This window comes from Longimicrobium sp. (assembly GCF_036554565.1).
GTDB lineage: Bacteria > Gemmatimonadota > Gemmatimonadetes > Longimicrobiales > Longimicrobiaceae > Longimicrobium.
The window spans coordinates 1-12435 of sequence record NZ_DATBNB010000813.1 but is presented as its reverse complement, the minus strand read 5'-3'; the positions used below and the strand labels follow the sequence as shown (position 1 = coordinate 12435).

General features: G+C 70.3%; 15 protein-coding genes. 9 read left to right on the top strand and 6 right to left on the bottom strand.

Annotation, left to right across the window (positions count from 1 at the left end):
* Both VIB55_RS23050 and VIB55_RS23045 read left to right on the top strand, forming a co-directional pair.
* A partial coding sequence (locus VIB55_RS23050) for a hypothetical protein (RefSeq protein WP_331879027.1) occupies positions 1-199 on the top strand: 199 nt, incomplete at its 5' end.
* 72 nt (positions 200-271) lie between these two features.
* On the top strand, positions 272-586 hold the full coding sequence (locus tag VIB55_RS23045; RefSeq protein WP_331025094.1) for a hypothetical protein: 315 nt from the start codon (positions 272-274) through the stop codon (positions 584-586).
* A gap of 70 nt (positions 587-656) precedes the next feature.
* Here VIB55_RS23045 and VIB55_RS23040 read toward each other — a convergent pair whose 3' ends face one another.
* Entirely contained in the window at positions 657-1982 is a 1326-nt protein-coding gene (locus tag VIB55_RS23040) for a pitrilysin family protein (protein WP_331879026.1), read from the bottom strand.
* Positions 1975-3294: a pitrilysin family protein gene (locus VIB55_RS23035; protein WP_331879025.1), complete on the bottom strand. Its 1320-nt coding sequence runs from the start codon at positions 3292-3294 to the stop codon at positions 1975-1977. Before VIB55_RS23035 ends, VIB55_RS23040 begins: the two co-directional genes overlap by 8 nt.
* An 84-nt stretch (positions 3295-3378) precedes the next feature.
* On the opposite strand from VIB55_RS23035, the gene asd reads away from it, so the two are divergent.
* Positions 3379-4344 carry an archaetidylserine decarboxylase gene (gene asd / locus VIB55_RS23030; protein ID WP_331879024.1) on the top strand — a complete coding sequence of 322 codons (966 nt, stop codon included), beginning with the start codon at positions 3379-3381 and terminating at the stop codon, positions 4342-4344.
* 91 nt (positions 4345-4435) lie between these two features.
* Here asd and VIB55_RS23025 read toward each other — a convergent pair whose 3' ends face one another.
* The 3 genes from VIB55_RS23025 to VIB55_RS23015 are packed head-to-tail and all read right to left on the bottom strand — an operon-like array spanning position 4436 to position 7708.
* A complete protein-coding gene (locus VIB55_RS23025; RefSeq protein ID WP_331879023.1) occupies positions 4436-4720 on the bottom strand; it encodes a hypothetical protein in 285 nt (94 codons plus the stop codon).
* 22 nt (positions 4721-4742) lie between these two features.
* The gene (locus tag VIB55_RS23020) at positions 4743-6350 is read right to left on the bottom strand and encodes a M2 family metallopeptidase (protein WP_331879022.1); all 1608 of its coding nucleotides are present in this window, start codon (positions 6348-6350) and stop codon (positions 4743-4745) included.
* Positions 6347-7708 carry a dipeptidase gene (locus VIB55_RS23015; protein WP_331879021.1) on the bottom strand — a complete coding sequence of 454 codons (1362 nt, stop codon included), beginning with the start codon at positions 7706-7708 and terminating at the stop codon, positions 6347-6349. The genes VIB55_RS23020 and VIB55_RS23015 overlap by 4 nt, the downstream gene beginning before the upstream one ends.
* 230 nt (positions 7709-7938) lie before the next feature.
* Between VIB55_RS23015 and VIB55_RS23010 the strand changes: the two genes are divergently transcribed.
* Positions 7939-8880 (top strand): SMP-30/gluconolactonase/LRE family protein, encoded by a 942-nt coding sequence (locus VIB55_RS23010; protein ID WP_331879020.1) that lies wholly within the window; start codon positions 7939-7941, stop codon positions 8878-8880.
* 64 nt (positions 8881-8944) lie between these two features.
* Here VIB55_RS23010 and VIB55_RS23005 read toward each other — a convergent pair whose 3' ends face one another.
* Positions 8945-9124, bottom strand: a complete 180-nt coding sequence (locus tag VIB55_RS23005; protein ID WP_331879019.1) for a hypothetical protein — start codon at positions 9122-9124, stop codon at positions 8945-8947.
* 129 nt (positions 9125-9253) lie between these two features.
* Between VIB55_RS23005 and VIB55_RS23000 the strand changes: the two genes are divergently transcribed.
* From VIB55_RS23000 to VIB55_RS22980, 5 genes are all read left to right on the top strand, one after another.
* Positions 9254-9685 (top strand): DUF4186 domain-containing protein, encoded by a 432-nt coding sequence (locus tag VIB55_RS23000; protein ID WP_331879018.1) that lies wholly within the window; start codon positions 9254-9256, stop codon positions 9683-9685.
* Positions 9686-9819: 134 nt separating this feature from the next.
* A complete protein-coding gene (locus VIB55_RS22995) occupies positions 9820-10635 on the top strand; it encodes a methyltransferase domain-containing protein (protein ID WP_331879017.1) in 816 nt (271 codons plus the stop codon).
* Position 10636: 1 nt separating this feature from the next.
* Complete coding sequence (gene dtd, locus VIB55_RS22990) at positions 10637-11074, top strand: D-aminoacyl-tRNA deacylase (RefSeq protein ID WP_331879016.1); 438 nt, start codon at positions 10637-10639, stop codon at positions 11072-11074.
* A 2-nt stretch (positions 11075-11076) separates the two neighbouring features.
* Positions 11077-11385, top strand: a complete 309-nt coding sequence (locus VIB55_RS22985; RefSeq protein ID WP_331879015.1) for a hypothetical protein — start codon at positions 11077-11079, stop codon at positions 11383-11385.
* A 12-nt stretch (positions 11386-11397) separates the two neighbouring features.
* The gene (locus VIB55_RS22980) at positions 11398-12018 is read left to right on the top strand and encodes a Maf family protein (protein ID WP_331879014.1); all 621 of its coding nucleotides are present in this window, start codon (positions 11398-11400) and stop codon (positions 12016-12018) included.
* Positions 12019-12435 lie beyond the last annotated feature (417 nt).

Sequence of the window (12435 nt, the reverse complement as noted above, 5' to 3'; positions counted from 1 at the left end):
CGAGCCCGCCATCGCGCAGCACCTGTGCGGCGTGGGCGAGCGTGGCGGGTTCGGGATGGGCCGGATCGACGGTCACCAGCATGGGCCAGCCCCGAAAAACGCCCCGCCGCCGAGCCGCGGGCGGCTGCCGAATCGCAGCATGTCGGCCGGACCGAAACGGATGTCCACGTGCCTACCGGGCGGCACGCGGGTTGCCTGAGCAGATGGGCGATCGTACCGGTGGCGGCCGGTGCAGCCCCAAGGGCTCCGATGCAGGAACCAGGAGGACCCGATGTTCTGGATGTTCATGACGGCGCTGTGGGTGGTGATGCTCCTGGCGCCGCTGGCGCTCCTGGTGGCCCTGCTGCCCGCCGGCCGCGAATGCCCCCGCTGTAGTGGCGAAACCATCCTGCTGCGCCACCGCATGCTCACGCCCATCCGGCGCTTCATGGGCCGCCGTTGGTGCACGTCGTGCGGCTGGGAAGGGATGATGCGCTACTCGCGGAACGTGCCCGTTCCCGTGCTGGCCACCGCCGTCGCCGAGCACCGCGACGAGGCCGACGACGACGCGGTGTGGCGGCCGGAGCGGAACGACACGGTGTTCTAGCCCCGGTCACGACCGTACCAGCGGTGCCCGGTCCCAGGCGATGCCCGCCCGGGACCGGGCACGTTTTCGTTCAGTGCCCTTCCGGCACCGCCCCGACCACCACGCGCACCACCCGGTCCGGGTGGAACACCTGGCGGGCGACGCGCTGTACGTCTTCCGCCGTCACCGCCTCCACGCGGTCGGCAAAGGTGTCCCAGTAGTGGTGCGGCAGGCTGTACGCCTCCAGGGTGACGAAGCGCCCGGCGACGCCGCTGGGCGTTTCGAAGTAGCGCGGCAGCGACAGGATCATGGCGTCCTTGGCCCGGCGCAGCTCGTCGTCGGGAACGCGCTCGTCCACCAGCCGCCGCATCTCGCCCAGCATCTCCTCGACAGCGGCCGCCGTCACCTCCACGTCCACCGCCGTCTCCGCCAGCCAGCCACCCAGCGCGAGTCCGGGCAGGAAGTACGAGCGTGCGCCGTACGTCCATCCCTTGTCCTCGCGCAGGTTGGATCCGAGCCGGCCGGTGATGGTGGAGCCGCCCAGGACGTAGTTGGCCACGGACCCCGCGAACCAGTCCGGCGAGTGCCGATCCAGCCCGAGGCCCGCGAGGCGGATCTCGGATTGCGCCGCGTCTTCCCAGGGTACCACCACCAGCTGGCCCGCCGCCAGCGCGACGTCCGCGTCCGCGGCGTATCCGATCGACGGCGGCTCGCCCGTCCATCCGGCGAATGCGTCGTCCAGGAGGGCGCGCAGCTCGGCCGTGTCGAAGTCGCCCGAGGCCACCAGGAACGCGCCGCGGGGGCGGTAGTGCGCGGCGTGAAAGGCCACCAAGGCCTCGCGCGGCACGGTGCGGATGCCCTCCGCCGTGCCGAAGGGTGGGTGGCCGTACGGGTGCGCCGGGCCGAACACCTCCAGGGCCGAGCGGTCTTCGGCCACGTTGGCCGGCTCGTCCAGGCGCGACAGGATGGCGTCCAGCGACTCGGCCCGGATGCGCTCCACCTCGCGCTCGGGGAAGGTCGGGCGGATGGCGACCTCGGCCACCAGCGCGATGCCCTCCGCCAGCGTCTCCGACAGGAAGACGGCCTCCACCTCGGCGAAGTCGTGGCCCACGCTGGCGTGGACGGCCGCGCCCAGGCCGTCGAGCCGCGCGTTCAGCTCGTCGGCCGACATCGTTTCCGTTCCCTCCGTCAGCAGGCCGCCGGTGAGGGAGGCGGTGCCGGGGAACTCGGCGGGATCGGCGGCGGAGCCGGCGGCGAACGCCATCCGCAGCACCACCTGGGGGACGGTGGATCGCGGCAGGGCGATCACCCGCAGCCCGTTGTCCATCGTCCAGCGCTCCGGGCGCGGAGCGCGAGTGCGAGGAGGCGCGCCGGGAACCGGCGGCGGAAGGACGGCGACCGTCGAGACTTCACTCATCGCCCGCCTCCTCGTCTTCGTCGTCCTGGCCGGGGCGGGGGACCACGACCAGCGTGGCGCCACGCTCCGGCACCAGGTACTCGGCGGCCACGCGGCGCAGGTCGTCCGTGGTAACCTCGGCGTAGCCGTCGAGCACCGTGTGAACCGCGTCCGCGTCGCCGAGAACCGTCGCGGCGTAGGCCAGGGCGTCCGCGCGCTCCTCCACCGTCGCCAGTTCCGACACCTGGTCGCGGCGCACGCGGCGGACGGCGCCGGTCAGTTCCTCGTCCGTCACCCCGTTCTCGATCACCTCGTCCACCACCTGGCGGATGGCGTGCTCCAGCGCCTCGGGCTCCACCTCCGACCGCGCCGTGCTGACGAACCCGAAGACGCCGCAGAGCGCGGTGGGATACAGGTACGAATCCACGTCCTGCGCCAGCCGGCCGTCGCGCACCAGAGCCCGCTGCAGGCGGCTGCTGTCTCCATCCGCCAGCAGGTAGGCCAGCACGTCGAGTGCAATCCAGTCGGGCGTGCCGTACGCTGGGACGGCGAAGGCCTGCATGATGCGCGGAAAGGAGACGTCGTCATCCATCACCCGCCGGGCGCCGTTCGGAGCCGGCGGCATAACGGGCGCGGGCGGCGGCGGCAGCTCGGGGCCGGCGGGAAGGTCGCCGAAGTAGCGCTCGGCCAGCTCGAAGGCCCGGTCGGCGGCGATGTCGCCGGCAAAGACGAGCACCGCGTTGCCCGGGGTGTAGTAGGTCTGGTAGAATGCCCGGGCGTCCTCGAGCGTAATCTGCTCCAGGTCGCGCATGTACCCGATGGTGGGCCACGAGTACGGATGGTCCGGCGGAAAGAGCAATTCGTGAAGCTCCTCGTCGGCCTTTCCGTACGGGCGGTTCTCGATCACCTGGCGCCGCTCGTTCATCACCACGCCGCGCTGCAGTTCCAGCACCTCGCCGGTGAGCATGGGAAGGAAGAACGCCATGCGGTCGCGCTCCAGCCACAGCGGCAGCTCCACGGCGTGCGTGGGCACCGTCTCGTAGTAGTTGGTGCGGTCAAGCCAGGTGCTGCCGTTGTTGCTGCCGCCCACGCGCTCCAGCGCGTCGTCGAAGTGCCCCTTGGGCGCGTGCTGCGAGCCCTCGAACATCAGGTGCTCCAGGAGGTGCGCCAGCCCCGTGCGTCCCGGCCGTTCGTCTCGCGAGCCGGCCCGGAACATAAGGTGCACCGTAACGATGGGCGCCGACGGGTCTTCGTGCGCCACCACGCGCAGGCCGTTCGCCAGCACGCGGGTGGTGCTGGGGATTCGGATGGTGGATGAGATGATGGTACTCAAGCCGTTGCCGTTCTTGATGATCCGCGTTTTCGTCGACGTCGTCCCGAGCGCCGGGACGCGCCCAATCTAACACCACAGCGGCCGATGCGCTCCGTCACCGGGGCGGCGGCCGGCACCGCCGCCGGAATGCACCGATCCCACGAATCGCCCGAGCTTCCTACCCTCCGCTGGCGCGCCGCGCTGTCGCTGCTCAAGCGCCTGCCGCAGGGCGCGCTCAGCCGCGGCTTCGGCCGGCTGGCGGATGCGCCCATTCCCCCGCGCGTGCGCCCCGCCGTCCTCGGCGCCTTCGCGCGCGCCGTCGGCGCCGAGGTAGCCGAGGCGGAGCTGCCGCTGGAGGCGTATCCCACCCTCAACCGCTTCTTCACCCGCAGGCTGGCGGCTGGCGCGCGCACCTGGCCGTCGGACCCGTCCGTGGTCGCCAGCCCGGTGGACGGGGCCGTGGGGCAGCTGGGAACGGTGCGCGAGGGGCGGCTGATCCAGGCCAAGGGGCGGCTGTACGAAGTGGCGCAGCTGCTGGAGGACGACGCGGCCGCGGCGCGGTACGAGGGCGGGGCGTTCATCACCCTCTACCTCTCGCCCAAGGACTACCACCGCATCCACGCGCCCGTCGGCGGGGAGATCCGCGAGGCGCGGCACGTTCCCGGGTGGCTGCTGCCGGTGAACGCGCCCTCCGTGGCGCACACGCAGGACCTGTTCGCGCGCAACGAGCGGCTGATGTGCCACGTGGACGGGCCGATGGGTCGCGTCGCGGTCGTCGCGGTGGGCGCCTACAACGTGGGCCGCATCAGCGCGGCGTTCGACCGCGAGTGGAACGCGCCGCCGGGCGAGAACGCCTGGGTAACGAACCGCCGCGGCCACCGATCCGCCGCGCGCAGCTACGATCCGCCCGTTCGCGTGAACCGCGGCGACGAGGTGATGACCTTTCACCTGGGCTCCACCGTGGTCCTGGTCTTCGAACCCGGCCGCGTGGAGCTGCTCCCGTCCCTCGCGGTGGACCAGCCGGTGCGCCTGGGCATGCCCATCGGTACCGTAGTAGCGCGGGTGGGGTGATCCGTCGGGATGAGCCGTGCCCGCCCACGGCGGCAGGACGCCTCCTGAAGCACGATCGGGCGCATCCACTGGGATACGCCCGATTTCCTTTTTATGCGGTTAGCAGCCAGTAGAGCAGGTTTCCGACCACGATGCATCCAAGCCAGACCGCAATTCTCCACCGGTCCCACAGCCGGTAGCGGGCCAGCCACGGCTCCGCACCGGGCTTGTAGTACTCGGGGTTCCACCGCTCCGACTTCGGCGGCAGCTCGGTCCTGACGTACTCCCCGACCTTCAGATCCAGGTACAGGAGGTACGCGGAATAGCCAAGGAAGACGGCGAACGCCGCGTATACTGAAGCCCACGCGACGAAGGTGCGTAATGCGTCGATGCTCATCCGGCACGCCTGCCCACTGGATTCAGACGAACTGGTGGACGAAGTGGCGGGGGGACAACTCCTCGCCCGTAGCGTGGACCAGGAGGCCGTTCCAGTCCACCGTGGCGCCCGGGGCGAAGATGCGGTCCCGGAAGAAGGCTCCCACGCGCGGCTCGCCGGCAATGCTGCGGTCCGGCGGAAGGCCCGTCTCGCGCCGGATGGCGGCGGACACCTGCGAGGCCATCATCTCGCCCAGCAGGTAGTTGTGATAGTACACGGGCGAGAGCGACAGGTGGATCTTGCTCGCCCACTCCGTTCCGTCCGCGCGCGCCTCGGGGTGCCGGACGCCCTGGATGCGCTCCACCAGGTTCCACCAGACGGCGTTCAGGTCCGCACGATCCGGGTCGCGGTACAGCTCGCGCTCGAAGTACACCATCACCAGCATCCACCGCGCCGCGACCAGCATCCCCGCCCGCAGCTGGCGGCGGATCTCCGCGGCCTCGGCGGCGGACACCTCGGCGCCCATCACCTCGCGCAGCCACGCCGGCTCGCGCGTCAGCCGCCCGAAGTACATCGCCACGCTCTCGGTGGAGAGGATGTGCGCGGGCTGGCGCAGCACGTAGGGCAGCGAGCGCGGGACCTCGCAGTCGTAGACGGCATGCCCCAACTCGTGAAGCAGCGTGCCCATCCACTTCTCATTGGGGCGCAGGTTGCACAGGATGCGCACGTCGCCCCGCCGGTCGATGTCCTGGCAGAAGGCGTGCTGGTCCTTACCCTCCCGCTCGTACAGGTCGCTGCGCGCGAGAACCCCGTCTACCGGCAGGCCGATCCCGGAAAAGAAGCCGGCCGCGACCTGCACGGCGTCGCGGCCCGCGAACCAGGCATCCAGGTCCAATCCGCGCGCGGCCGGCGCCTCTTGGCCGAACGGGTCTTCCCAGTGCCACGGCCGCAGCTCGTCGGCCGAAACGCCGAAGCGGTCAGCCATCGCACGGTCCTGCTCCGCCCGCAGCGCCTGGAACGGCTCATCCGTCAAATCGCGGAACTCATTCAGAAGCGCGAACAGCCGAGCGGGGGAGATTTCCTGCACCTCCAGGTCCATCACGTACGCATCGGCGAAGCCCAGCGAGTGCGCCGCGGCGTTGCGGCGGCGGACCAGCTCGCGCAGGGGATCGGCCACCCGCGCGCCCACCTGCTTGCTGGCGCTCCACGCCTCGCGCCGCACCGCCGAGTCGTTCTCCTTTTCCAGAATGTCGACGATGCGGTTGTTGGTCACCCGCTCGCCGCCGATCTCCGCGCGAAAGCCGTAGAAGGTGCGCTCCAGCTCCGCCGTGCGCGCCACCAGGTCGTCGATGGTGTCGCGCGGAAGCTGGTTGGGGGTGAACTCATAGTCCAGCAGCTGCAGCTGCCGGCGAAGCAGCGGCTCTCGCACCTCGGCGGACGCGAGCCATGCACGCACCCGGGCGGCGCCGGCGGCATCGGAAAAGAGCGCGCGGTACTCCGACCTCGCGCGGGCCGAGCGCTCCAGGGCCGCGTCGCCACCGCCCGTGGCCGCCTCCCACCAGGCGAGGTTCGCCTCGGTCTGCAGGGGCGCGGCGCGCGCCTGCAGCTGCTCGACGAACGCCCGCGCCTCCGCTTCGCCGGCAGAGGTCACCGCAATTCCTCGTACATCAGGGCGACGGCCTCGGCGCCCTTCTGGAAGTTCTCCACCGACATCCACTCGTTGGGCGCGTGCGCGTTCTCGCCGGGCAGGCCGAAGCCGATCATCAGCACCGGCGCGCCCAGCGTCTCCTGGAACGCCTGCACGATGGGGATGGAACCGCCCTCGCGGATGAAGACCGGCTTGCGCCCCCACGCCTGCTCCAGTGCCCGCGCGGCCGCGTCGAACACCGGCCCGCCGCCCTCGGCGTGCCAGGGCTGGCCCCCGTGCAGCGCCAGCACCTCCACCGTCACCCCCTCGGGCGCCAGCGACTGGACGTGGTCGATGAACAGGCGCTCCACCTCGTGGAAGTCCTGGTCGGGCACCAGGCGCATGGACACCTTGGCCATGGCGCGCGCGGGGAGAACCGTCTTGGCGCCCTCGCCGGTGTAGCCGGAAAGCATGCCGTTGACGTCCAGCGTGGGCCGCGCCCAGATGCGCTCCAGCGGCCCGAAGCCCGCCTCGCCGCCCAGCTTGGGGGCACCCACTTCCTTGCGCAGGCCCTCTTCCTCGAAGGGCAGGGCGGCGATGGCCTGGCGCTGCTCGGCCGTCAGCTCGCGGACGCGGTCGTAGAAGCCGGGGATGTTCACCCGGCCGCGCTCGTCGTGCAGCTGCGAGATGATGCGGGCCAGCACGTTGGCCGGGTTCACCACCGCGCCGCCGTACGCGCCCGAGTGCAGGTCCGTCGAGGGGCCCTGCACGCGGATTTCCATGTACGCCAGCCCGCGCAGCCCCGTGGTGATGCTGGGAAGGCCCGGCGCGAACATGGTGGTGTCGGAGATCACCACGGCGTCACAGGCCAGCCGCTGCACGTTGGCCTTCAGGAAGGCGGCCAGGTTGGGCGAACCGATCTCCTCCTCGCCCTCCACGCAGAACACCACGTTCACGGGCAGCCTTCCGCCGTCGGCCAGCATGGCCTGTACGGCCTTGACGTGAAGGTACACCTGGCCCTTGTCGTCCACGGAGCCGCGGGCGTACAGGTTGCCGTCGCGCACCTCGGGCTCGAACGGGGCCGTGGTCCACTCGTCCAGCGGCTCGGGCGGCTGCACGTCGTAGTGGCCATAGATCAGCAGCGTGGGCGCGCCTTCCGGTGCGCCGCGCCACTCGCCCAGGACCACGGGGTGCCCCGCGGTTGGAATCACCTCCACCGTCTGCAGCCCCGCCTCACGCATGCGGTCCGCAAGCCAGTCCGCGGCCCGCCCCGTGTCGGCCTTGTGCTCGCTCTTGGCACTGACGCTGGGAATGCGCAGCCAGTCCATCAGCTCTTCCAGGTGCTGTTCGCGGTTTCGCTGCAGAAAGTCGGTTGCGGCCATCGTCTCGCTCGCTGTCGGTGTGCGGGTTGTCCGACGCCAAGATACAGCCACGCTCCCGGTGCGGCGAGAGAGGCGACGGATGCGCGAGCATGGAGGGCGCGGGCGTGGAATGCCGATCCATTCGAGGCACTTGCCTGTGCCCCGTGCCGCTGGGCACTATGGATGCTTCGTCTTTGGTAGATCGAACACGAAGAAAGTGGGATGAAGATCAACCCTGACTTCCATCGCCAGTGACCGAAACCCCGCTCTGCCGCGTGCGCCAGCCCGGTCCGCCCACACCGGTGGACGGCCTCGACCCACCCGTTTCGTACGATCCGAGTTTCGACCAGGTGCTGGCCCCCGGTGCGCGCCTGCTCTCGCTCTACGACCAGGCGCTGTGGGCCGAGGGGCCGGTATGGTGGGCCGCGCGCGAGACGCTGGTGTGGAGCGACATCGACGGACGGCGGCTGTTCGGATTCCGTCCGGACGGCGCGGTGGACGTGCTGATCGATCCGACTGCGTTCATGAACGGGAATGCGCTGGATGGCGATCGGCTGATCCACTGCGAGCACGGGCGGCGCTGCGTCAGCACGTCGGATGGGAGCGGCGAGCCCACGATCCTGGTGAGCGAATACCAGGGCCGCCGGCTGAACTCGCCGAACGACGCCGCCGTGGCCGCGGATGGCGCCATCTGGTTCACCGATCCCACGTACGGGCTGCAGAATCCGCGGCAGGGCTGCCCGGGCGAGCCGGAACTGGACCATCGCAGCGTGTACCGGTTCGACCCCGGGACGGGCACGCTGACGCGGATGGCGGACCTGGAGCAGCCGAACGGGATCGGGTTCGCGCCGGACGGCAGGACGCTGTACGTGGCGGATTCCGACCTGGACAGGCACGAGATCATCGCGTTCGACGTCGGGGCGGACGGGGCTCTCTCCAACCGCCGCGTATTCGCCGTGATCCAGGATGGGGTGCCGGATGGATTCGCGGTGGACGCGCGAGCATGGGTTTGGACCTCGTCCGGCGCGGGGGTGCAGGTGTTCTCGGCGGCGGGCGAGGCGCTGGGGCTGATCCCCACACCTCACTCGTGCTCCAACTGCACCTTCGGCGGGGCGGATGGGCGGAGGCTGTTCATCACCGGCGAGGAAAGCCTGTGGGCCATCGACCTGGCGGGGCAGGGGGCGGGCGGATGAAAGACGAGGTGCCCGGACGCACAACGGCGGCCGGGCACCCATTCCTTCGTCCACCGAAGCTCGATCAGCCGTCGCGGCGGTCCGGGCGGCGGGCCTCGGCGGTGTCGCGCGGGTTGTCCAGCCGGTGGCGGCGCTTGACTCCCATGATGTACAGGAGGAGGCCGGCGGCGCCCAGCACCGCGGCTGCCTTCGACAGGTTGTTGCTTCTCGCGGGCGGCTGCCCGGCGTCGTTCGGAAGTGCCATTCGGCTGTGTATGGGGCGAGTGTCGGCGGTGGCGTGTCGCAAGACAGGACGATACACCGCCGCGCTCCGTCACGCGAGGGCGCGATCCATCTTTCGCATCATCATTCCGCCGCGCGTGTACCGCCGCACATGACGCAAATCTCCCCCGATCCGCTCGACGCGCTCTTCCAGGCGCTCGGCCGCTCCACCTTCCGCCGCCGCTTCCGGCTGCGGGGAGCGGACCTGGCGTACCTGCGCGCCAAGGGGATGGAGACCGTGCTGCGCCACGCCGACGAGATGATCGCCGCCCGCCTGGCTCCCGCCGAGCCGCAGAACGACGGCAAGCAGACGCCCATGCGCGGGCACCCGGTGTTCGTCGCCCAGCACGCAACCGCAACCTGCTGCCGGGGCTGCCTGGTCAAGTGGCACCGCATTCCGAAGGGCCGCGCGCTGTCGGATTCCGAGCGAGCGCACGTCGTCGCCGTCATCGAGCGGTGGATTCGGGAGCAGGACGCCACCGCCCCCGGCTCGCTCGACGCCGCGCCGCACCCGGATGCGCAGCTCGGCATGGACCTCGGCTGAGATTTTTTGCCAAATCGTGGCGTGTCGCGTGCGTGAGATTTCCGCAACCCGGGGGTAATCGGCGGGCTTCAAATGTTCCCCTCGCAGACCGGCCCCACGCCGCTTATGTTGGCGCTCACGAACCCCCGACCCAGATGCCTGAAGAAAACGAGTACCTGTTCGGCACCCACGACGACGAGCTGCACCGGCTGGGTTTTCAGCACCAGGTGTGGATTCGCGAAGCGGCGGCGGCGTGGGAACGAGCCGGGTTCGTCGCCGGGAGCCACGTGCTGGACCTGGGCTGCGGCCCCGGCTACACCACGTGCGACCTGGCCCTGCTCGTGGGCCAGGCCGGGAGCGTGACCGGGGTGGACGTATCGCCGCGCTTCGTGGCGCACACCCGGGCGCAGGCCGCCGCGCGCGGGCTGGGGAACGTGATGGCCCACGTGCAGGACGCGGAGTCGCTGGAACTCGCGGCGGGGAAGTACGACGGCGTCTACTCGCGCTGGGTGCTCACCTATCTCAAGCGCCCTGAATCGGCCATTCATGGCGCAGCTCGTGCGCTGAAGCCGGGCGGGCGGATGGTGATCCACGACTACTCGCACTACGAGGGGCTGCAGCTCGCGCCCGATCATCCGGCATTCCGCCGCGGCATCGACATCATCGTTGCGCAGTGGCGGGAACGTGGAGGCGATCCGGGCGTGGCCGCGCGGCTGCCAGCCATGATGGCCGATGCCGGGCTGGAGGTGCTTTCCATCACCCCCGTGCAGCGCGTCGCGCGCCCGGGCGATGTCCTATGGCGCTGGCCGCGCACGTTCTTCGACAATTACCTGCCGGCGCTGGTCGCCTCCGGGGCGATGACGCAGGACGAGCGGCTGGCGTTCGATGCCGCATGGCAGGCCGCCGAGGCGCATCCCGGCGGGTTCTTCGCGACGCCGCCCATGCTGGAAGTGCTCGCCATCCGCCACTGACATGCGCATCGTCCTGCAGCGTGTAGCCCGCGCGCGCGTCACCGTCGGCGAGCGCGTGACGGGCGAGATCGGCCCCGGGCTGCTGCTGCTCGTGGGCTTCACCGAGGGCGACGGCGATGATGCGCTGACGTGGATGGCGGAAAAGGTGGCCGGCCTGCGCATCTTCGCGGATGACGAGGGCAAGATGAACCGCTCGGTGCAGGAGGCGGGCGGCGGGCTGCTGGTGGTATCGCAGTTCACGCTGTACGGCGACACGCGCAAGGGGCGCCGGCCCAGCTTCGTCGAGGCCGCGCGGCCGGAAATCGCCATCCCGCTGTACGAGCGGTTTCTGCAGATGCTGCGGGCCACGGGGCTCCCGGTGCAGACCGGCGAGTTCGGGGCGATGATGCAGGTGGAGCTGGTGAACGATGGTCCGGTCACCCTGATTCTGGAGCGCTGAGGATGGTCTGTTTCGGCCCCGTTACGCTGCAGAACGTGGTGGGCGTGTGGGTGGTCGATCCGGCCGACCCGATTCTCCGCACGGAGTTCGGGGACGTGACGATGATCATCGACGTCGATGGCGAGGTGCTGTACATGGTCCTGGATCCGGGCGCCACGCTGGAGCTTCACGCGCAGATCGTGGAAGACGGGGGGCGGCTGTGGCTGGAGGGGCAGCCGGGGGTGCGCTCGCCCATCACCCTGACGCCGGATGGCAAGATGCTGCTGGACGATGGCGATTCGCAGTGCGTGCTCGTCCGCGTCCTGACCTGAACGAGAGCCCTGATGTACATCGAACCGATCGATTCGCCCACGCCGCCGCCGCTGGTGCTCGCGTCGCAGTCGCCCCGCCGCGCCGAGCTGCTGGGGCGGCTGGCCCTGCCGTTCGAAACGCTCCCGGCCGACATCGACGAGAGCTACCTGTCGGGTGAAACGCCGCCGCAGCACGCCGAGCGGCTTTCGCGCGAAAAGGCGCAGAAGATCGCGGCGGCGCGCCCGGATGCCATCGTGATCGGCTCCGACACCATCGTGGTGATCGACGGCGAGGTGCTGGGCAAGCCGCGCGACCAGGAGCACGCCGTGGAAATGCTGACGCGCCTTTCCGGCCGGGAGCACGAGGTGTGCACCGGTGTAGCGATCGCGCACGGCAGCCGGGTGGAGACGGGGCTGGCGCGCGTAAAGGTGCGTTTTCGCGACCTGGACGAGCGCACGTGGAAGGAGTACGTGGCCACGGGAGAGCCGATGGACAAGGCCGGTGCGTATGGCATCCAGGGCTTCGGCTCGGCGGTGGTGGAGGGGATCGACGGCGACTACTTCGCCGTCATGGGCCTCCCGGTGGTGCTGATGCTGGAGCTGATCGAGCGCTTCGGGTGGCGCTACGCGTTCGGCACCCTGGTCAAGAGCTGATCCCGAAGCGCAGCCTGTCATCCTGGCGCGGGATCTGGCGTCCTCGCGCGGGAGCTGTCGTCCTAGCGCGGGAGCTTGTCATCCTGAGGCCCAGGCGTTCCGTACTCGCCCGTACGCCGAACCTCGCGGGCCGAAGGATCTAGCCGCGGATGGGTACAAGCTTGGGCGCGGCAGCGGTCACGGATGCCGGGGCCTCGGCTGCCGTGGGGCCCTCACCCGTCCTCGCCTAGGCTCGTCCACCCTCTCCCACAAACAGCGTGGGAGAGGGGGTACACACCGTGCACCCGGTGCGCCCAAGCCGTTGGTGCGCCATAGCTTGTCATCCTTCTATGAGCCACGGTGTCAAGCCTCTGGCGCCCAAAAGGATGTAGTTGACAACGGGATGGCTCTCCGGAGCCGTCCCCAAGGGTTTTGGAC

Bases quoted from the DNA above. Each gene is read 5' to 3' on its own strand.
- VIB55_RS23045 (WP_331025094.1), top strand. From the start codon at position 272: ATGTTCTGGATGTTCATGACGGCGCTGTGGGTGGTGATGCTCCTGGCG.
- VIB55_RS23040 (WP_331879026.1), bottom strand. From the start codon at position 1,982: ATGAGTGAAGTCTCGACGGTCGCCGTCCTTCCGCCGCCGGTTCCCGGC.
- asd (WP_331879024.1), top strand. From the start codon at position 3,379: ATGCGCTCCGTCACCGGGGCGGCGGCCGGCACCGCCGCCGGAATGCAC.
- VIB55_RS23025 (WP_331879023.1), bottom strand. From the start codon at position 4,720: ATGAGCATCGACGCATTACGCACCTTCGTCGCGTGGGCTTCAGTATAC.
- VIB55_RS23015 (WP_331879021.1), bottom strand. From the start codon at position 7,708: ATGGCCGCAACCGACTTTCTGCAGCGAAACCGCGAACAGCACCTGGAA.
- VIB55_RS23005 (WP_331879019.1), bottom strand. From the start codon at position 9,124: ATGGCACTTCCGAACGACGCCGGGCAGCCGCCCGCGAGAAGCAACAAC.
- VIB55_RS23000 (WP_331879018.1), top strand. From the start codon at position 9,254: ATGACGCAAATCTCCCCCGATCCGCTCGACGCGCTCTTCCAGGCGCTC.
- VIB55_RS22995 (WP_331879017.1), top strand. From the start codon at position 9,820: ATGCCTGAAGAAAACGAGTACCTGTTCGGCACCCACGACGACGAGCTG.
- dtd (WP_331879016.1), top strand. From the start codon at position 10,637: ATGCGCATCGTCCTGCAGCGTGTAGCCCGCGCGCGCGTCACCGTCGGC.
- VIB55_RS22985 (WP_331879015.1), top strand. From the start codon at position 11,077: ATGGTCTGTTTCGGCCCCGTTACGCTGCAGAACGTGGTGGGCGTGTGG.
- VIB55_RS22980 (WP_331879014.1), top strand. From the start codon at position 11,398: ATGTACATCGAACCGATCGATTCGCCCACGCCGCCGCCGCTGGTGCTC.